The sequence below is a fragment of the Halomonas sp. TH-94 genome, assembly GCF_057473365.1.
In genome coordinates this window covers 44,304-63,289 of record NZ_JBYCKL010000023.1, presented here as the reverse complement: position 1 = coordinate 63,289, position 18,986 = coordinate 44,304, and the positions used below count along the sequence as shown (strand labels likewise).

The following is an 18,986-nucleotide window of genomic DNA, read 5'->3' as shown; positions in this document are numbered from 1 at the left end:
TCTCGACCGTGGCTACGTCAACTTCGACATCACCTCGACTCAAGTTTCGATCAGCCCGGACAAATCGCAGATCTTCGTCACCATCAACGTCGACGAGGGCAGTCAGTACCGCGTGGGCGACGTGCGCTTTGCCGGCAACATGGATATCAGCGAGCGTGAGGCCCGCAACCTGCTGCAGGTGGAGAGCGGCGACATCTTCTCGCGCAGCGATGTCACGGCGTCCACGGAGGCGCTGCGTTCGCGCCTGGGTGCCGAAGGCTTCGCTTTCGCTCGGGTCGAAGGCGTTCCGCAACCGCGTGCCGATGGCGCCACCGTCGATCTGACCATCAACGTCGATCCGGGGCGTCGTGCCTATGTGAGGCGCATCAACTTCATCGGCAACACCACGACTCAGGACGAGGTGCTGCGTCGCGAAATGATCCAGATGGAGGGGGCGCCGGCCTCCACCGACTCGATCAGCCAGTCGCGGCGTCGCCTGGAGCGGCTGGGCTTCTTCCGCCAGGTGGAAGTGGAAACCCAGCCGGTGGCCGGTGAGCCCGATAAACTCGATGTCACCTATACGGTGGAAGAGCAGCCCTCCGGCTCGATCTCGGCGAGCATAGGTTTCTCACAGAGCGCCGGCGTGATCTACGGCGCCTCGCTGGCTCAGAACAATTTCCTGGGTACCGGCAACCGGGTCAACATCGGCGCTCAGCGCAGCGACACCTTTACCAGCGTCAACTTCGGCTTCACCGACCCCTACTGGACGCTGGACGGCATTTCGCGCGGCTACAATCTGTTCTACCGCGAAACCGACTACGAAGATTCGGACATCTCGACCTACTCGACCGATGCCTATGGTGCGGGGATCAACTTCGGCTACCCCATCAGTGAGCTGTCGCGACTCAACTTCGGTGCCAGCATCGAGGATTTGACCGTCAAGACCTACCGCGACACTGCCTCGGAAATCGTGCGCTACGTCGAGGAGCAGGGCGAGGACGCTCAGAGCCTGAAGCTGACCGCCAGCTGGACGCGCAACAACCTGAACCGCGGCATCATGCCCACTTCGGGCAACTATCAGCGCCTGTCGCTGGAGACCGCAGCGCCGGGTAGCGACGCGGACTACTACAAGCTGCGCGCACGTGCCCAGCAGCTCTTCGCTCTCAACGAGGAGGAGACATGGGCGCTCAAGTTCGGCACCACGCTGGGCTATGCCGACAGTATCGGCAGCGACCCCTATCCGTTCTACGAGAACTTCTTCGCCGGCGGCCTGGGCTCGGTACGCGGCTTTACGGCCAACACCCTGGGGCAGCGCACCACTCCGCGTGAATCCGGTCGTGACCGCACCCTGGGGGGTAACGTGCTGGTCGAGGGCAGCGCCGAGCTGCTCTTCCCGCTGCCGTTCGTCGAAGATCAGCGCTCGCTGCAGACCGGCTTCTTCATCGATGCCGGCAATACCTTCCTGACCAGCTGCTACCCCGTCATGGAAGGGGACGGCCCCTCGCGCTGTTCGTCCGGCGTCGATCTGGGCGACCTGCGCTACAGCATCGGCGTTGGGCTCTCCTGGCTGACCCCGGTGGGACCGCTGACGTTCAGCATCGCCGAGCCACTCAACGACGAAAGTGGCGACAACACCCAATTCTTCCAATTCTCGCTTGGCCAGACCTTCTGATCCGGCGCCTCAAGAGGTAATCTAAATGCGCAAGTTGACCGTCTTTTTGTGCATGGGTCTGTTCGCGGCCCTGGCCATGCCGGCCCATTCGGCCGACGTTGCCGTCCTCGACTGGCGTGGGGCGTTGCTCTCTTCCGATGCCGCCCAGCGCTCGATGCAGCAGCTCGAGAGCCGGCTTGCCGGGCAGCAGCAGGAGGCACAGACGCTGGGGCAGGAGCTGTCGAGCCTGCAGCAGCGTCTGCAACAGGAGGGCGACAGCCTACCCGAGGATCAGCGGCGTTCGCTGATCCAGGAGTTCCAGCAGAAAGGCAGCCGTTTCGAACAGCTGCGTGGCCAGATCATGCAAGAGCAGATGCGCGCCGAGGAAGAGTTCCTGCAGCAGGCCGAACCGAAGCTCGAGCAGGCCGTGGAGCAGGTCATCTCCCGGCATGGCATTCAAGTCCTGGTGGACCCGCAGGGGGTGCTGCACTCCGAGCGGGACCTGCCCAACGTGACGGGTGAAGTGTTGGAAATTCTCAACTCACTCAATTGATTCACTCGGCAGGACACTGCCGCCGCTGTCGATACGGGCTTTCATGACGCACCCTGCTACTCCACAATTTACCCTGGACGACCTGGCCGAACGGCTGGGCGCCAACCTGGTCGGCGACGGGAGTCGCCGGATCAGGGGGCTGGCCACGCTCAAGGATGCGGGTCCCGATCAGGTGGCCTTCGTGGCCAATCGCTCCTACCTGAAGGATCTTGCCAGCTCTCGGGCCGGTGCCGTACTGCTTCACCCGGAGCATGCCGCAGCGTGCCCCGGTGCGCGCCTGGAACTGCCCAACCCCTACCTGGGCTACGCTCACCTGTCACAGCTGTTCGACCCGATCCTGGCCCGCCGCGAGGGAGGCGTTCACCCATCGGCGGTGGTCGCCGAAGACGTGGCGCTGGGAGCGCGAGTCGAGATCGGTGCCAATGCCGTGATCGAGGCCGGCGTGGAGCTGGGCGACGACGTGCGCGTCGGGGCCGGCTCCTTCATCGGGGCCGGCTCGCGCCTTGGGGCCGGCTCCCTGCTGCATCCCAACGTTACCGTGTGTCACGGCGTGACCATCGGCGAGCGGGCGATCCTGCACAGCGGCTGCGTGATCGGTGGCGACGGCTTCGGCTTCGCCCACGATGGCAGTCGCTGGCACAAGATCGCTCAGCTAGGTGGGGTGGTCATGGGCGACGATGTCGAGGTGGGTAGCTGTTCCAGTATCGACCGAGGTGCCCTGGACGATACCGTGATCGGCAATGACGTGAAGATCGACAGCCAGGTGCAGATCGCGCACAACGTGCGGATCGGCGATCACACTGCCCTTGCCGGTTGCGTCGGTATCGCCGGTTCCACCCGGGTTGGCAGAAACTGCATGCTGGGCGGCGGTGTGGGGCTTTCCGGGCATCTGACGATCTGCGATGGCGTACAGGTCACCGGCATGAGCCTGGTGACCAACTCGATTCACGAGCCAGGCGTCTACTCCTCGGGTACTGGCGCCATGCCCAACGCTCAGTGGCGCAAGAATGCGGTGCGCTTCAAGCAGCTCGACGAGCTTGCCCGGCGGCTGGCACGCCTCGAGAAGCGTAGTCAGGAGGGTTGAGACAGATTCGGGCGGCGCTATAATTCCTCGCCTGCCTTTTACAGGCGGTTTTCGGGAAGCCAGGTGCGACGCTTGCTGGACGTTCGCCGAGGCTTCCCTACTTCATTTCAGAGGTCGCTACGATGGTAATGGACATCAACGAGATTCGTGATTATCTGCCGCACCGCTACCCGTTTCTGCTCATCGATCGGGTCACGGAGCTGAGCCTCGGAGAATCCATCGTTGCCTACAAGAACGTCAGCATCAACGAGCCGTTTTTCAACGGCCATTTCCCCCACCATCCGATCATGCCCGGCGTACTGGTGCTGGAAGCGCTGGCCCAGGCATGCGGTATCCTGGGTTTCAAGACCGTCAACAAGCTGCCGGCCGATGGTTACGTCTATTATCTGGTGGGTAGCGACGAAGTGCGTTTCAAGCGTCCCGTGATGCCGGGCGACCGTCTGGTTCTGGATGCGAAGGTCATGCGTGAAAAACGCGGCATCTGGAAATTCGCCTGCCGTGCTACCGTAGACGGTGAGCTGGCCTGCGAGGCTGTCGTCATCTGTGCCGAGAGGAAGGTTTCTTGATACATACCACTGCCATCGTCGACCCTGGCGCGCGTCTGGCCGAGGATGTGGAGGTCGGTCCATTCAGTGTGATCGGTCCCGATGTCGAGATCGGTCCCGGCAGCCGCATTGGCCCGCACGTGGTCATCAAGGGCCCGACCGTGCTCGGGGCGCGCACCCGTATCTTCCAGTTCGCCTCCGTGGGCGAGGATTGCCAGGACAAGAAGTACGCCGGCGAACCAACGCGGCTGGTAATGGGCGACGACAACGTCATACGTGAGGGCGCCACGCTGCATCGCGGTACCGCCCAGGATCGTGGCGAAACCACCATTGGCTCGCGCAATCTGTTCATGGCCTACGTGCATGTCGGCCATGACTGCATCATCGGCAGCGACTGCGTTCTGGCCAACCAGGCCACGCTTGCAGGCCACGTGACCCTGGGGAATTTCGTCATCCTCGGCGGACTCTCGGCGATTCACCAGTTCTGCCACTTCGGTGACTACGCCATGGCCGGCGGCGGCTCGATCATTACCAAGGACACGCCGGCCTTCCTGATGATCAATGGAAATCCGGCCAAGGCCCATGGGTTGAATCTGACCGGGTTGAAGCGGCGCGGCTTCTCGGACGAAGCCATCAAGGCCCTGAGCGACTCCTACCGCTTGGTCTATCGCCAGGGGCTCACCGTTGCCCAGGCGCTGGAGGAGATCCGCCGTCGCTATTCGCTGCCTGAAACCGAGGCATTTGCGGCCTCGATCGAGGTCTCGAAGCGAGGCATCGTGCGCTGACATGTGCGCTGGTTGGGGCTGATATGAGCAAGATTGCGCGTGTCTACATCGTGGCCGGCGAGATGTCCGGCGATCAGCTCGGCGCCAGCTTGATGCGGGCGCTGAAAGCGCGCCATCCCCAGGCCGAGTTTCGCGGTATCGGAGGGCCCGGCATGATGGCCGAAGGCATCGACAGCCGCTTTCCGCTCGAGACGCTCTCCGTCATGGGGCTGGTGGAGGTGCTCAAACACCTGCCCGAACTCATCCGGGTGCGCAGAGCTCTGCGCGCCGATGCCCTGGCCTGGCAGCCGGACATCATGATCGGTATCGATGCGCCCGATTTCAACCTCGGCCTCGAACGCCAGCTGCGCGAAGCGGGGCTGACCACCGTGCACTATGTCAGCCCCACGGTCTGGGCGTGGCGCCAGGGTCGGGTGAAAGGCATTGCCCGTTCGGTGGATGCCATGCTCACTTTCCTGCCTTTCGAAGCCGCCTTCTACGAAAAGCATCGCCTGCCCGTGGCCTTCGTCGGCCATCCGCTGGCCGATGAACTGCCGTTGGCCAACGACCGTGCCGGCGCCCGTGCCGCCCTGGGTCTGCCTGCCGAGGATCCGGTCCTGGCCGTGTTGCCGGGCTCCCGGGCCAACGAGATCCGCTTTCTCGGCGAGACCTTCCTCACCGCCGCCGAGCAGCTGTGTCACGGGCGTCCGACACTCAAGGTGGTGATACCCGCGGCAACGCCGCTGCGGCGTCAGCAGCTCGAGGCGCTGCTCGAGCAGCGGCCACTGCTGCGAGACCGTGTGACGCTGCTCGACGGCCAGGCCCGACAGGCCATGGTGGCCAGCGACGCGGTGCTGCTGGCCTCGGGCACCGCCGCGCTCGAGGCGATGCTGTGCCATCGCACGATGCTGGTGGGCTATCGCATGGCGCCGCTGACCTACTGGCTGGCGAGCCGCATGGTCAAGACGCCGTGGATCTCACTACCCAACCTCATCGTTCAGGAGTCGATGGTGCCTGAGCTGGTTCAGGATGGCCTCACCGTCGAAGCGATTGTGGAGCACATGGGCGCGATGCTCGACGATGTCGAGGCGCGCGCCGCCCTGGAGCAACGCTTCGCCGCCCTGCACGCCGGACTGCAGCGCAATGCCAGTGCCAGGGCGGTCGAGGCCATAGAAGCTTTGGTCGAAGGGCGTACGCTGCCCGATTCGGTAGCGAGTGAAATGCTGGAACACGATACGGTGAAGCAAGGAAACAGGAGCGAGACATGAACGCGCCTCTCTTTCCCCCGTTGACGATCGACTATCAGGGCCATCTGCTGGCCGGCGTCGATGAGGTAGGCCGCGGGCCGCTGGTCGGCGCGGTGGTGGCCGCGGCGGTGATCCTCGACCCGCTGCAACCCATTGAAGGCCTGACCGACTCCAAGAAGCTGACGCCGGTGCGTCGCGAGGAGCTGGATGCGGAGATTCGCGACAAGGCGCTGGCGTTTGCCGTGGCCGAAGCGAGTCATGCCGAGGTGGATGAGCTGAACATCTATCACGCCACCCACCTGGCCATGCGCCGGGCGATCGATGCCTTGCCGCTGACCCCGGAGTACCTGCTGGTGGACGGCAATCGCCTGCCCGGGCATCATGTCCCCGGCCAGGCAATCGTCAAGGGCGATGCCCGTCACCCGGCCATCGCAGCCGCCTCGATACTGGCCAAGGTGGCCCGCGACGCCCAGATGGTCACCCTCGACGGCCTCTTTCCCGGGTACGGCTTCGCTCGCCACAAGGGCTACGCCACCCCCGAACATCTGGACGCCCTGGAGCGCTTGGGGCCGTTGCCCGAGCACCGTCGCTCCTTTGCGCCGTTGAAAGGCCAGCTGGTGCTGCTCTAGCTGTCTCGACGGCATCAGCCTGCGGGCTTTCGTATATCGTTCACCGCCACGCATTGAGTCCCTATGACCACGCCCTTCGTACACCTGCGCGTCCATACCGAGTACTCCCTGGTCGACGGCCTGGTACGGCTCAAGCCGCTGCTCAAGGCAACCGCCGAGCAGGGCATGCCGGCGCTGGCGGTGACCGACGAATCCAATCTCTTCGGCCTGGTCAAGTTCTATCGCGGCGCCCAGGGCAGCGGGCTGAAGCCGATCATCGGCGCCGATCTCTGGCTGGCCAATCCGCATGACGAGACGCACCCTCACCGGCTGACGCTGCTGGCCATGAACGACACCGGCTATCGCAACCTCACCGAACTGATCTCGCGGGGCTGGATGGAGGGGCAGCGGCAGGGGCGGGCGCTGCTCGACAAGCGCTGGGTGCTCGCCCAGAGCGAAGGCTTGATCGCCCTCTCCGGCGGCCGTGACGGCGAGATCTGTCGCCACCTGCTTGCCGACCACCGCGAGGAGGCGCGCGTGCTGCTCGAGGAGTGGCAGGGTGCCTTCCCGGGGCGTTTCTACCTGGAGCTGACCCGCACCGGGCGGCCGCTGGAAGAGGAGTGCGTACATCTGTCGGTGGAGCTCGCTATGGCGATGGGTACGCCGGTAGTGGCCACCAACGACGTGCGCTTTCTCGAACGCGGCGACTTCTGGGCTCATGAAACGCGGGTTTCCATCGGTGAGGGCAGGGCCCTTGACGACCCACGCCGCGAGCGCAAGTACACCGAGGAGCAGTATCTCAAGAGCCCGGCGGAGATGGCGGAGCTGTTCGCCGACATCCCCGAGGCGCTAGAAAACAGCGTGATGATCGCCACGCGCTGCAACGTCGACGTGCGCCTGGGCGAGATCTTCCTGCCGGAGTTCGAGATACCCGAAGGCATGACCCAGGACGAATTCTTCCGCAAGGTCTCCCACGACGGCCTCAACGAGCGCCTCGACTTTCTCTACCCGGCCGAGAAGTACCCGCGTGACGGCGCCGAATACGCCGAGATCGACAAGCGCTACCGTGAACGCCTCGACTTCGAGCTCGACATCATCATTCAGATGGGCTTCCCCGGCTACTTCCTGATCGTGATGGACTTCATCCAGTGGGCCAAGGACAACGATGTCCCGGTGGGGCCGGGGCGCGGTTCCGGTGCCGGCTCCCTGGTGGCCTACGCACAGAAGATCACCGACCTCGACCCACTGGAATACGACCTGCTGTTCGAGCGCTTCCTCAACCCCGAGCGGGTCTCGATGCCCGACTTCGACGTCGACTTCTGCATGGAGAAGCGCGACCGGGTGATCGAGTACGTGGCCGACCGCTACGGCCGCAATGCGGTATCGCAGATCGTCACCTTCGGCACCATGGCGGCCAAGGCGGTGGTGCGCGACGTCGCCCGCGCCCAGGGCAGGCCCTATTCGCTCGGCGACAAGCTCTCCAAGCTGATCCCCTTCGAGGTCGGCATGACCCTGGCCAAGGCCATCGAGGCCGAGCCGGCGCTCAAGGAGTTCGTCGAGAACGACGAGGAGGCCGCCGAGATCTGGGAGATGGCGGTCAAGCTTGAGGGCATCACCCGCGGCACCGGCAAGCACGCCGGGGGCGTGGTGATCGCGCCGACCAAGCTCACCGATTTCTCGCCGCTGCTGTGCGACGAGGAGGGCAACGGGCTGGTGGTGCAGTTCGACAAGAACGACATCGAGGAGGCGGGGCTGGTCAAGTTCGACTTCCTCGGCCTGCGTACCCTGACCATCATCGACTGGGCGCTGGAGATGGTGGACAAGGTCCGTGCCGTCAAGGGCCAGGGGCCGCTCAACATCGATAGCATCCCGCTCGACGACGCGCCCACCTTCGAGATGCTCAAGCGCGCCGAGACCACGGCGGTGTTCCAGCTCGAATCCCGCGGCATGAAGGAGCTGATCAAGCGGCTGCTGCCCGACTCGCTGGAGGACATGATTGCCCTGGTCGCGCTGTTCCGCCCAGGGCCGCTGCAGTCGGGCATGGTCGATGACTTCATCAACCGCAAGCATGGTCGCGCCGAGCTCTCCTATCCCCACCCGGACTATCAGCACGAGTGGCTAAAGCCGGTGCTCGAGCCCACCTACGGCATCATCCTGTACCAGGAGCAGGTGATGCAGATCGCCCAGGTGCTGGCGGGTTACAGCCTGGGCCAGGCCGACATGCTGCGCCGCGCCATGGGCAAGAAGAAGCCCGAAGAGATGGCCAAGCAGCGTGCCGGTTTCATGGAGGGTTGCGCGGCCAACGGCATCGACAAGGAGCTGGCCGGCAACATCTTCGACCTGGTGGAGAAGTTCGCCGGCTACGGTTTCAACAAGTCGCACTCGGCGGCCTACGGTCTGGTCTCCTACCAGACCGCCTGGCTCAAGACGCACTACCCCGGCCCGTTCATGGCGGCGGTGATGTCCACCGAGATGGACAACCTCGACAAGGTGGTGCCGCTGATCGAGGAGTCGCGGCGCATCGGCCTCACCGTGACCCCACCCGACGTCAACATCGGCGGCTACAAGTTCACAGTCGATACCGAAGGCCGCGTGGTCTACGGCCTGGGGGCGATTCGCGGCGTGGGCGAAGGCCCCATCGGCGCCATCGTCGAGGCGCGTGAGGCCGGTGGCCCGTTTACCGATCTGTTCGACTTCTGTCGCCGGGTCGACCCCAAGCGCATGAACAAGCGTACCCTGGAGGCGCTGATCCGCTCGGGAGCGCTGGACAACCTGGGGCCGAACCGGGCGGTGCTTGCCGCCGCGCTGGACGATGCGATCCGTGCAGCGGCCCAGACCCAAAGCAATCAGAACCTGGGCATGATGGACATGTTCGGCGAGGCCTTCGCCGACGACGAGGCAGAGAGCGACCCCTACGAGGCCTATCGCCGTGCCCGCGAGTGGACCGACAAGGAGCGCCTGGCCGGAGAGAAGGAGACCCTGGGGCTCTATCTCACCGGCCACCCCATCGACGAGTACGAGAAGGAACTCTCACGCTTCGTTTCCACCCGCATCAGCGACCTCAAGCCCTCTCGCGAGCCGCAGCGCGTGGCGGGTCTGGTAGTGGCGGTGCGCACCATGAAGTCCAAGCGCGGCGACACCATGGCCTTCATCACCCTGGACGATCGTACCGGGCGCATCGAGGCGTCGCTGTTCGGCGAGCTCTACGATCAGCTGCGCGGGCAGATCGAGGCCGATCAGGTGCTGATCGTCGAGGGCGAGGTCTCAAGCGACGACTTCTCCGGCGGCCTGCGCCTGCGCGGCAAGGAGGTCACACCGATGGTGGCCGCCCGTGCCCGCTTCGGCGAGGCGGTGGAACTATCGCTGGACGGCACCCGGGTCAACGGACGCTTGATCGACACTCTGCGCGACAGCCTCACACCGCACCGCGACGACGGCGGCCTGCCGGTGCGCCTGCGTTATCGCAACGACGCGGCCGCCGGCTGGCTGGAGCTCGATGCGCAGTGGCGCGTGGCCCCCAGCGACGAGCTGCTGATCGCGCTGCGCGAGGTAGAGGGGCAGGATGGTGTGCGTCTCAAATACCGTTAGGCCTAAGAAAAATGCCTGCGCTCGGTCATACGGCGTTAAAAAACGGCTTAAAATGCTCATTTACTAAAGTAAACTCCGCTTTTGCGCCGTTTTTTGCCTTGTCTGACCATCGCTCGCCGACTTTTCGACAGGACCTGGACTCACCACTTTGGCTGCGAGCGGCGCCGGGGACAGGTCGCAGCGGAGGTCTTTTGCCATGGATGGCAAAAGTAGCGCCCAGGGATGGGTTCACAGCGCCTCCGCAGAGACCTGTCGCCGGAAAAGCCGCTGTTCCGCGCCTTGCGCCGTGCGTTGAGGGTGCGATAATGCCCGACACTCGATTTTATGGCTTCCGGGGCGAACAGCGTTCATCATGCCCCGGCGACAGCAATGACAAGGCGGCCCAGCCACTATGAATCCCAACTACCTCGATTTCGAACAGCCCATCGCCGAACTCCAGGCCAAGATCGAAGAACTGCGCCTGGTCGGCAACGACAGCCAGCTCAACCTCAGCGACGAGATCAGCCGCCTCGAGGAGAAGAGCCGCAAGCTCACCGAGTCGATCTTCAAGGACCTGAGCCCCTGGCAGGTGTCGCAGCTCTCGCGCCACCCCCAGCGTCCTTACACCCTGGATTATCTCGAATATATCTTTACCGACTTCGACGAGCTGCACGGCGACCGTCGCTTCGCCGACGATCCGGCCATCGTCGGCGGCGTTGCCCGTCTCGACGGCCGTCCGGTGATGGTCATCGGCCATCAGAAAGGGCGCGAGGTTAAGGAGAAGGTGAGACGCAACTTCGGCATGCCGCGCCCCGAGGGCTACCGCAAGGCGTGCCGTCTGATGGAAATGGCCGAGCGCTTCAAGATGCCGGTGCTGACCTTCATCGACACCCCGGGCGCCTACCCCGGAATCGATGCCGAGGAGCGCGGCCAGAGCGAGGCCATTGCCTACAACCTGGCGGTCATGTCGCGGCTCAAGACCCCGATCCTCTCCACCGTGGTGGGAGAGGGCGGCTCCGGCGGCGCCCTGGCCATCGGCGTGTGCGACGAGCTGGCCATGCTGCAGTACTCCACCTATTCGGTCATCTCGCCGGAAGGCTGTGCCTCGATTCTGTGGAAGAGCGCCGAGAAGGCCGCCGATGCCGCTCAGGCCATGGGCATCACCGCCGAGCGGCTGAAGGAGCTGGGCTTCGTCGATACCCTGATCGAGGAGCCGCTGGGGGGCGCTCATCGCGAACCTCTGGTGACTGCCGAGCGGGTCAGGGATTCACTGCTGGCGAGCCTGGATCGGCTCGAAGCGATGGAAACCGACGCCCTGCTCGAACGCCGCTACGAGCGTCTGATGAGCTATGGCGCTCCAGCATAAGCGAGCGTCACTACAGGCCCTGATCGACGACGCCCTGGCGGAGACCCCGCCGGGGCGTGTCGTTTGGGTGGCGCTCTCCGGCGGGCTCGACTCCTCGCTGCTGCTCAGCCTGGCGGCGCAGGCGAGTCGACGCCATCCGCGACCGCTCCATGCGCTGCATGTTCATCACGGCCTGCAGTCCGCCGCTGCCGATTTCGAACGTCACTGCCGCCGGCTCTGCTCGCGCCTCGGCGTGCCTTTGTTCGTCGAGCGCGTGAAAGTCGAGCGCGACGCCGGCCTGGGGCTCGAGGGGGCGGCGCGCCAGGCGCGCTATGGTGCCTTTGCCTGCCGTGTGGGGCCGGGCGAAACGCTATGGCTGGCCCAGCACCGTGACGACCAGGCCGAAACCTTCCTGCTTGCCGCCATGCGTGGCAGCGGCGTGCGCGGCTTGGCGGGAATGCCGTCGGACCGCGAGTGGCTGGGAAGGCGCCTCGAACGCCCGCTGCTTGCACGTTCTCGGGCCGAGCTCGAATCCGAGGCATCGAATCGAGGGTTGAGCTGGATCGAGGATCCCACCAATGCCGACGAGGCGCTGGACCGGAACTTTCTGCGTCGCTCCGTGCTACCGCTGCTGGAGGCGCGCTGGCCCCATGCGGCGGCAGCGCTGGCGAGTAGCGCACGCCATGCTGCCGAGGCGGAATCGCTGATCGAAGAGCTGGCCGAGCGGGACCTCGGCGCGCTGGGCGGGAACCCGGGCCGCCTAGGGGTGGAGGGGCTGCTGGCACTGGCACCGAGGAGGAGGCGCGCGCTGGTGCGCCACGTCTGCCGCAAGCGAGGGCTGGCTGCACCGCCGGAGGCGCGTCTGGAAAGCCTGCTGTCACAGCTCGAGGCGCGATGTGACGCCCAAGTGCGGGTTGACTGGCGTGGCGGCGAGGCACGCATCTGGCGCGGTCACCTCTACCTGCTGCCCCCTTGCGACCCGCTGATGTCGGGGTGGAACGTCGGGTGGGACGGCAGGGCGCCGCTGCAGTCGCCCTGGGGCAAGAGCGAGGTCGGCTTGGAGCGTGTCGACGGCCAACCGGCACGGCTGACGCTGAAGGCTCGCCAGGGCGGCGAGCGGCTGCGTATCAGTGAAAGAGGCGGCCGCGACCTCAAGCGCCTGTTGCAGGAGACCCAGGTGCCGCCCTGGGAGCGCGAGCGCGTCGTAGTGGTCTGGCACGAGCAGACGCCGATAGCGGCACTGCTGGTGCCCGAAGGGCGCTGGTTGGCGGTGGCGGAGGGCTGGCGGGGCCGCACCGTCATTTCAGACTCAGCTTGAAACCTGCCGCCTTCTGGTAGGCGATCTCCTGCTCGAGGTCGGTACGCAGAAGAGCCTGATCGCTCTCATCGCCACCCAGCAGCAGGCACAGGGCCTCGCCATGGGCCTGTAGTTGGGGAGTCTCGGTAGGCGGCTCACCGCGCGAATGGTTGAGCAGTACCGCCAGGCGCAACAGCCGTGCCAGGCGTGCATGGGAAGCCTGCTGCGACTCCGGTAGCGCCCGCCATTCGCGCAGCGGGAACTTGCGGCGGTGTGCCCTGACCAGAAAGGCCAACAGCCGTTGCTCTGGGCGCGAGAAGCCTGGCAGGTCTGCATGCTCCAGCAGGTAGGCGCCGTGGCGGTGGAATTGGCTGTGGGAAACGCTCAGGCCAATTTCGTGAAGCCGTGAAGCCCAATCGAGAAAGCGTGCCTGTTCGTCATCCAGGCCCCACGCCGAACGCACCTGGACCAGTAGCTCACTAGCGGAGCGCGCTACATTGTCGGCGTGGCGCTCGTCTACGGCATGGCGCTGCGTGAGCGAGGCGAGAGTCTTAAGGCGAGAATCTTCGGGTCCGTTGCGACCCACCATGTCGTAGAGTACGCCTTCACGCAGGGCGCCGTCGGCATAGCGCAGTTGTTCCAGGTCGAAAGCCTCGAAGATAGCGCTGAGAATGGCTACCCCGGCGGGGAAGACCCGCGCTCGCTCTTCCTTCAGACCGGGCAAGGCCACGCGGTCCAGATGGCCGCATTCGACAAGCGAGCTGCGTACACGGCTGAGCCCTGCTCGGGTGACCATGCCCTCGGGCATGCCGTCCGCTGCGGCGATAACCGAGGCTGCGGCCTTTATCGTGCCGCTGGAACCCACCGGGTCGTCCCAGCCGAGCTCGAGGTAGGGGCGGCGAATGTTGGCTAGCTCCGACAGCGCTGCCAGCTCGGCACGGCGCATACGCTTTTCGTTGATTTCGCCCCCCTCGAAGAAGCGCCTGGTGTAGGTGACGCAACCCAACTGCAGGCTCTCCAACGCAAGCGGCTCGAAGCGTTCGCCGATGATGAATTCGGTGGAGCCACCGCCGATGTCGATGATCAGCCGACGCCCGTTTTCGGCCAAGGAGTGGGCAGCGCCGAGATAGATCAGGCGTGCCTCTTCGCGGCCGCCGATGATCTCGATACGGTGGCCCAGCAGGGCTTCGGCACGACCGATGAGCTCCTGGCTGTTGTTGGCGTCACGCAGGGCATTGGTGCCTACGACGCGCAGACTTCCCGGTGCTATGTCGGCGACGAATGGGGCAAAGCGAGCCAGGCAGTCCAACGCCCGCTGTATGGCGGCATGTTCCAGCATGCCCTCGGCGTCGAGTCCGGCGGCCAGCTGTACCTTTTCACCGCGGCGTGCGACGACCTGCAGTCTGTCGTCCTGATAATGGGCGACCAGCAGGTGAAAGCTGTTGGAGCCCAGGTCGATTGCCGCGAGTCGTTGCAGGCTCGCTTGCTGAGACGAGGCGGCGTTATTGTCGGTGGGTTGAAGCCGTTCCATGGGTGGATTCATCGAGGCGTCCTTATAGCGAATGAGTCAAGGTTGCGGCGATGGCCCGAGCGTGTCAATCGCGCCGGGTTGATAAGCAGGGTTGCGTTCGTCGCCGCCCTTGACTAACATCGAGACGTTCGCCTGTTCCGAATGCTTTCCGACCGCGTCGCGGTCAACATCAAGTCGTCAGTCAGCCCCTTCATTGTCGCTCGTTGTCATGTGCCGAGAGCCATGGTGGCACTTGAAACACATCAGGCGATGAGTTCAGCGACAAGAAGCGCTGCCCCCTCGAACACGATATCGTGCCAGCGACCCCCTCCCGCAGAGTGGTCGTACCGCGCAAGCATCGCGCATGAGTGGCAGCTTCAGGCTCTGAACGCACCCAAGCGGCGTACCGTCTTTTCCGTACTATTCTCCCGGCCGCCGTGCCGCCACGCTGACATGAGCCACTTCTGAACACACCGATGAATCTTACCGAACTCAAGCAAAAATCCGTGCCAGACCTCTTGGAGATCGCCCGTGAAATGGGCATCGACAACCTGGCCCGCTCACGCAAGCAGGACATCATCTTTGCCATCCTCAAGAAGCACGCCAAGAGCGGCGAGGACATCTATGGCGATGGTGTACTGGAAATTCTCCAGGACGGCTTCGGCTTCCTGCGCAGCGCCGACAGCTCCTATCTGGCCGGCCCCGACGACATCTACGTCTCACCGTCGCAGATTCGTCGCTTCAACCTGCGCAAGGGCGACTCGATTTCCGGCAAGATTCGTCCGCCGAAGGAAGGGGAGCGCTACTTCGCGCTGCTCAAGGTCAGCCAGATCAACTTCGACAAGCCGGAAAACGCCAAGCACAAGATCCTGTTCGAGAACCTCACGCCGCTGTTCCCCCAGGAGCGGCTGCGCATGGAGATCGGCAACGGCTCCACCGAAGACCTCACTGCCCGCATCATCGATTTGACTGCACCCATCGGCAAGGGTCAGCGCGGTCTGATCGTCTCGCCGCCCAAGGCGGGCAAGACGCTGATGCTGCAGAACATCGCTACCTCGATCACGCGCAACAACCCCGAGTGCCACCTGATCGTGCTGCTGATCGACGAGCGCCCCGAGGAAGTGACCGAGATGTCGCGCACCGTGCGCGGCGAAGTGGTTGCCTCGACCTTCGACGAACCGCCGGCCCGCCACGTGCAGGTCGCCGAGATGGTCATCGAGAAGGCCAAGCGTCTGGTCGAGCACAAGAAGGACGTGGTCATCCTGCTCGACTCCATCACCCGCCTGGCACGTGCCTACAACACCGTGGTGCCGAGCTCCGGCAAGGTGCTCACCGGAGGTGTCGACGCCCACGCCCTGGAGAAGCCCAAGCGCTTCTTCGGTGCCGCGCGTAACATCGAAGAGGGCGGTAGCCTGACCATCATCGCCACCGCGCTGGTCGATACCGGCTCGAAGATGGACGAGGTGATTTTCGAGGAGTTCAAGGGTACCGGCAACATGGAAGCCCATCTGGACCGCAAGCTCGCCGAGCGGCGCGTCTATCCTGCCCTCAACATCCGCCGTTCCGGCACTCGCCGCGAGGACCTGATCGCCTCCGAGGATGAAATGCAGCGCATGTGGATCCTGCGCAAGCTGCTCAACCCGATGGAAGATACCGCGGCAACCGAGTTCCTCATCGACCGTCTGAAAGACACCAAGACGAACCTGGAATTCTTCGAGGCGATGAAGCGCCGCTAGGCGGGATCGGCGGTGCGTGAAGGGGCAGCATGCTATGCTGCCCCTTTCGTCGTTCCGGAAACGGGAATTGCAATGAAGTACAAAGATCTGCGTGACTTCATCGCCGCGCTGGAGGCCCAGGGCGAGCTGATACGTGTTTCAGCCGAGGTGGACCCTTACCTCGAGATCACCGAGATCTGCGACCGCACCCTGCGTGCCGGCGGCCCGGCGCTGCTGTTCGAGAACGTCAAGGGCCACGACATGCCGCTACTGGGCAACCTGTTCGGCACGCCGAAGCGGGTCGCCATGGGCATGGGCCAGGACAGCGTCGAGGCGCTTCGCGAAGTAGGCAAGCTGCTCGCCTTTCTCAAGGAGCCGGACCCGCCCAAGGGCTTCCGCGACGCCTGGGACAAGCTGCCGATCTTCAAGCAGGTGATGAGCATGGGGCCCAAGACGGTGCGCAGCGCCCCGGTGCAGGAGGTGGTGCTGGAGGGCGACGACGTCGACCTCGGCCGCCTGCCGATCCAGCACTGCTGGCCCGGCGATGCGGCGCCGCTGGTCACCTGGCCGCTGGTGGTCACCCGTGGACCGCACAAGAAGCGCCAGAACCTGGGCATATACCGCCAGCAGAAGCTGGGCAAGAACCGCCTGATAATGCGCTGGCTGTCCCATCGCGGCGGTGCGCTCGACTTCCAGGAGTTCCAGCAGACGAATCCCGGCGAGCCCTTCCCGGTGGCGGTGGCTCTGGGTGCCGACCCTGCGACCATTCTCGGCGCGGTGACCCCGGTGCCGGATTCGCTCTCGGAGTACGCTTTCGCCGGGCTCTTGCGCGGCTCGCGTACCGAGCTGGTCAAGTGCGCTCACGCCGACCTCGAGGTGCCGGCTTCCGCCGAGATCATTCTCGAGGGCTTCATCTACCCCGATGACATGGCCCCGGAAGGCCCCTACGGCGACCATACCGGCTACTACAACGAAGTCGACGAGTTCCCGGTATTTACCGTGACGCGCATGACCATGCGCCGCGATGCCATCTACCACTCGACCTATACCGGGCGGCCGCCCGACGAGCCGGCGATACTCGGCGTTGCACTCAACGAAGTGTTCGTGCCGATCCTGCGCAAGCAGTTTCCCGAGATCGTGGACTTCTACCTGCCGCCGGAGGGTTGCTCCTATCGCATGGCGGTGGTGACCATGAAGAAGCAGTATCCGGGCCATGCCAAGCGCGTGATGATGGGCGTCTGGAGCTTCTTGCGTCAGTTCATGTACACCAAGTTCGTGGTGGTGCTCGACGACGACGTCGATGCCCGCGACTGGAAAGACGTGATCTGGGCGATTACGACCCGTATGGACCCGGCCCGGGACACGGTGATGGTGGAAAACACGCCCATCGACTACCTCGATTTCGCCTCGCCTGTGGCGGGGTTGGGCTCGAAGATGGGACTCGATGCCACTGCCAAGTGGCCCGGCGAGACCGATCGCGAATGGGGCACACCCATTGTCATGGACGAGGCCGTCAAGGCCCGCGTCAGCGAACGCTGGAACGAGCTGGGTATCGACCTGCCTTCACACCCTGACGACAAGAGGCCCGCATGACCCCGAGGACCCTGACCTGCCAGGTAACGGCAGTGGAGGACCTGACCCCCGACGTTTTTCGCGTACGCCTGGAAGGCCGCGCCGAGGCCATGGCCCATGAACCGGGCCAGTATCTGGAGCTCAAGCTCGACGACGAGACCTGGGTGCCGTTCTCCATTGCCAACGCCCATGTCGGCGACGGCATGCTGGAGCTGCACATCCAGCACTGGCCGGAACGCGAAAACTCCGCCCGCCTGCGTGAACTGATCGTGGTCGCTCACCATCTGACGGTGCGTCTGCCGGGAGGCGACTGCGTGCTCGATCCGACCAGCCGGCGTCCGCTGCTGCTGATCGCTGCCGGCACCGGTTTTTCCCAGATGAAGGCGATCGTCGAAGCCTCGCTGCACCAGTCGTCCGAACGGCCCATCGCACTGTGGTGGGCGGCCCGCGAACGGCGCGACCTGTATCTCGAAAGCCTGGCGCGGGAATGGGCCGAGAGCCATGTCAACGTGACCTTCCATGTGGTCACCGAAACGGCTCCTGAAACCCCGGTGGTGGGTCAGCGCATCCTGGGCCACGACGGCCGCATCGATCAGGCGCTGGCCGCTGGCCTCGAAGATGTCAGCGGCCACGATGTCTACCTTTCCGGCTCACCGGGCATGGTCTACGCCTGTGTCGACGTGCTGGCCTCGCTGGGGCTCGAGCCGACGCGGGTTTTTTCCGATGTATTCGCCTATGCGCCACGCCAGCCGCTGGTGCCCACCGCCGGTGTGTTGCGGCGGGGGAGTGCGGGGTGAGTGCCGCGCCGATCCTGATCACCGGCGGCGCCCAACGCCTGGGCCGCCACTGCGCCGAGCGGCTGTTGGACGATGGTCACCCGGTCATCGTCAGCTATCGTCGCGAACGGCCCGAGCTCGACGTTCTGCGTGGCCGGGGCGTCATCACCCTGCAGGCGGACTTCGCCACCGAGGCAGGCATTCTCGACTTCATCGCCCGGTTGAAGGAGGTAACGTCGTCGCTGCGTGCCATCGTGCATAACGCCAGCGACTGGGCGCCGGATAGCCGAGACGAGATGGCGGGCGCCAACTTCGAGCGACTATTCCGCGTACACATGCTGGCCCCCTACCTGATCAACCTGCACTGTCGCGAACTGCTCGACGCCTGCGGCGAACCCCAGCGCGACATCGTGCACATGACCGATTACGTAGTGCGCAAGGGCTCCAGGAAACATGCCGCCTACGCCGCCACCAAGGCGGGCCTCGACAACCTGACGCTCTCCTTCGCGGCGATGTATGCCCCCGAGATTCAGGTCAACGCCATTGCGCCGGCGCTGATCATGCTCAATGAAGGGGACGACGAGGCTTATGCCGAAGCAGCGCGGGCCAAATCGGCCATGGAGATGGTGCCGGGGCCAGGCGTGATCTACCAAAGCCTGCGCTACCTGCTCGACAACCGTTACGTGACCGGCATTACCCTGCCGGTCGATGGCGGGCGTCATCTTCGCTAGACTGACAGTCATGGACACCGATCCCTGTCGCTAGCGTACGGA

General features: G+C 64.6%; 15 protein-coding genes. 14 read left to right on the top strand and 1 reads right to left on the bottom strand.

The genetic code is table 11. The features are described from left to right. From bamA to tilS, 10 genes are all read left to right on the top strand, one after another. Positions 1–1,651: outer membrane protein assembly factor BamA (gene bamA / locus AC2VNO_RS04220; protein ID WP_486932962.1), on the top strand; the 1,651-nt coding region annotated here is incomplete at its 5' end. A gap of 25 nt (positions 1,652–1,676) precedes the next feature. Then, positions 1,677–2,183 carry an OmpH/Skp family outer membrane protein gene (locus tag AC2VNO_RS04215; RefSeq protein ID WP_486932961.1) on the top strand — a complete coding sequence of 169 codons (507 nt, stop codon included), beginning with the start codon at positions 1,677–1,679 and terminating at the stop codon, positions 2,181–2,183. 43 nt (positions 2,184–2,226) lie between these two features. Then, on the top strand, positions 2,227–3,267 hold the full coding sequence (gene lpxD, locus AC2VNO_RS04210) for a UDP-3-O-(3-hydroxymyristoyl)glucosamine N-acyltransferase (RefSeq protein ID WP_486932960.1): 1,041 nt from the start codon (positions 2,227–2,229) through the stop codon (positions 3,265–3,267). Between the two features lie 122 nt (positions 3,268–3,389). Continuing rightward, positions 3,390–3,833 (top strand): 3-hydroxyacyl-ACP dehydratase FabZ, encoded by a 444-nt coding sequence (fabZ, locus tag AC2VNO_RS04205; protein WP_228573804.1) that lies wholly within the window; start codon positions 3,390–3,392, stop codon positions 3,831–3,833. Further along, complete coding sequence (gene lpxA, locus AC2VNO_RS04200) at positions 3,830–4,597, top strand: acyl-ACP--UDP-N-acetylglucosamine O-acyltransferase (protein WP_486932959.1); 768 nt, start codon at positions 3,830–3,832, stop codon at positions 4,595–4,597. Before fabZ ends, lpxA begins: the two co-directional genes overlap by 4 nt. Positions 4,598–4,620: 23 nt before the next feature. Continuing rightward, positions 4,621–5,844: a lipid-A-disaccharide synthase gene (gene lpxB, locus AC2VNO_RS04195; RefSeq protein ID WP_486932958.1), complete on the top strand. Its 1,224-nt coding sequence runs from the start codon at positions 4,621–4,623 to the stop codon at positions 5,842–5,844. Then, on the top strand, positions 5,841–6,452 hold the full coding sequence (rnhB, locus tag AC2VNO_RS04190) for a ribonuclease HII (protein WP_486932957.1): 612 nt from the start codon (positions 5,841–5,843) through the stop codon (positions 6,450–6,452). Before lpxB ends, rnhB begins: the two co-directional genes overlap by 4 nt. A gap of 63 nt (positions 6,453–6,515) precedes the next feature. Beyond that, entirely contained in the window at positions 6,516–10,019 is a 3,504-nt protein-coding gene (dnaE, locus tag AC2VNO_RS04185; protein WP_486932956.1) for a DNA polymerase III subunit alpha, read from the top strand. 391 nt (positions 10,020–10,410) lie between these two features. Further along, complete coding sequence (gene accA, locus AC2VNO_RS04180; RefSeq protein WP_486932955.1) at positions 10,411–11,364, top strand: acetyl-CoA carboxylase carboxyl transferase subunit alpha; 954 nt, start codon at positions 10,411–10,413, stop codon at positions 11,362–11,364. Next, positions 11,348–12,661, top strand: a complete 1,314-nt coding sequence (tilS, locus tag AC2VNO_RS04175; protein WP_486932954.1) for a tRNA lysidine(34) synthetase TilS — start codon at positions 11,348–11,350, stop codon at positions 12,659–12,661. Before accA ends, tilS begins: the two co-directional genes overlap by 17 nt. On the opposite strand, the gene ppx is transcribed toward tilS, so the two are convergent. Continuing rightward, entirely contained in the window at positions 12,642–14,171 is a 1,530-nt protein-coding gene (gene ppx, locus AC2VNO_RS04170) for an exopolyphosphatase (protein ID WP_486932966.1), read from the bottom strand. The two genes, tilS and ppx, sit on opposite strands and share 20 nt — an antisense overlap. A 455-nt stretch (positions 14,172–14,626) precedes the next feature. Here ppx and rho point away from each other — a divergent pair, with 455 nt between their 5' ends. The 4 genes from rho to folM all read left to right on the top strand — a co-directional run bounded on the left by rho (position 14,627) and on the right by folM (position 18,944). Then, positions 14,627–15,886, top strand: a complete 1,260-nt coding sequence (gene rho, locus AC2VNO_RS04165) for a transcription termination factor Rho (protein WP_228573818.1) — start codon at positions 14,627–14,629, stop codon at positions 15,884–15,886. A 72-nt stretch (positions 15,887–15,958) separates the two neighbouring features. After that, positions 15,959–17,458, top strand: a complete 1,500-nt coding sequence (gene ubiD / locus AC2VNO_RS04160; protein WP_228573819.1) for a 4-hydroxy-3-polyprenylbenzoate decarboxylase — start codon at positions 15,959–15,961, stop codon at positions 17,456–17,458. Continuing rightward, a complete protein-coding gene (locus AC2VNO_RS04155; protein WP_486932953.1) occupies positions 17,455–18,234 on the top strand; it encodes an NAD(P)H-flavin reductase in 780 nt (259 codons plus the stop codon). The genes ubiD and AC2VNO_RS04155 overlap by 4 nt, the downstream gene beginning before the upstream one ends. After that, entirely contained in the window at positions 18,231–18,944 is a 714-nt protein-coding gene (folM, locus tag AC2VNO_RS04150) for a dihydromonapterin reductase (protein WP_486932952.1), read from the top strand. The genes AC2VNO_RS04155 and folM overlap by 4 nt, the downstream gene beginning before the upstream one ends. Positions 18,945–18,986 lie beyond the last annotated feature (42 nt).

Excerpts from the sequence above, each read along its gene's own strand:
- AC2VNO_RS04215 (WP_486932961.1), top strand. The coding sequence starts at position 1,677 with ATGCGCAAGTTGACCGTCTTTTTGTGCATGGGTCTGTTCGCGGCCCTG.
- lpxD (WP_486932960.1), top strand. The coding sequence starts at position 2,227 with ATGACGCACCCTGCTACTCCACAATTTACCCTGGACGACCTGGCCGAA.
- fabZ (WP_228573804.1), top strand. The coding sequence starts at position 3,390 with ATGGTAATGGACATCAACGAGATTCGTGATTATCTGCCGCACCGCTAC.
- lpxB (WP_486932958.1), top strand. The coding sequence starts at position 4,621 with ATGAGCAAGATTGCGCGTGTCTACATCGTGGCCGGCGAGATGTCCGGC.
- rnhB (WP_486932957.1), top strand. The coding sequence starts at position 5,841 with ATGAACGCGCCTCTCTTTCCCCCGTTGACGATCGACTATCAGGGCCAT.
- dnaE (WP_486932956.1), top strand. The coding sequence starts at position 6,516 with ATGACCACGCCCTTCGTACACCTGCGCGTCCATACCGAGTACTCCCTG.
- accA (WP_486932955.1), top strand. The coding sequence starts at position 10,411 with ATGAATCCCAACTACCTCGATTTCGAACAGCCCATCGCCGAACTCCAG.
- tilS (WP_486932954.1), top strand. The coding sequence starts at position 11,348 with ATGGCGCTCCAGCATAAGCGAGCGTCACTACAGGCCCTGATCGACGAC.
- ppx (WP_486932966.1), bottom strand. The coding sequence starts at position 14,171 with ATGGAACGGCTTCAACCCACCGACAATAACGCCGCCTCGTCTCAGCAA.
- rho (WP_228573818.1), top strand. The coding sequence starts at position 14,627 with ATGAATCTTACCGAACTCAAGCAAAAATCCGTGCCAGACCTCTTGGAG.
- ubiD (WP_228573819.1), top strand. The coding sequence starts at position 15,959 with ATGAAGTACAAAGATCTGCGTGACTTCATCGCCGCGCTGGAGGCCCAG.
- AC2VNO_RS04155 (WP_486932953.1), top strand. The coding sequence starts at position 17,455 with ATGACCCCGAGGACCCTGACCTGCCAGGTAACGGCAGTGGAGGACCTG.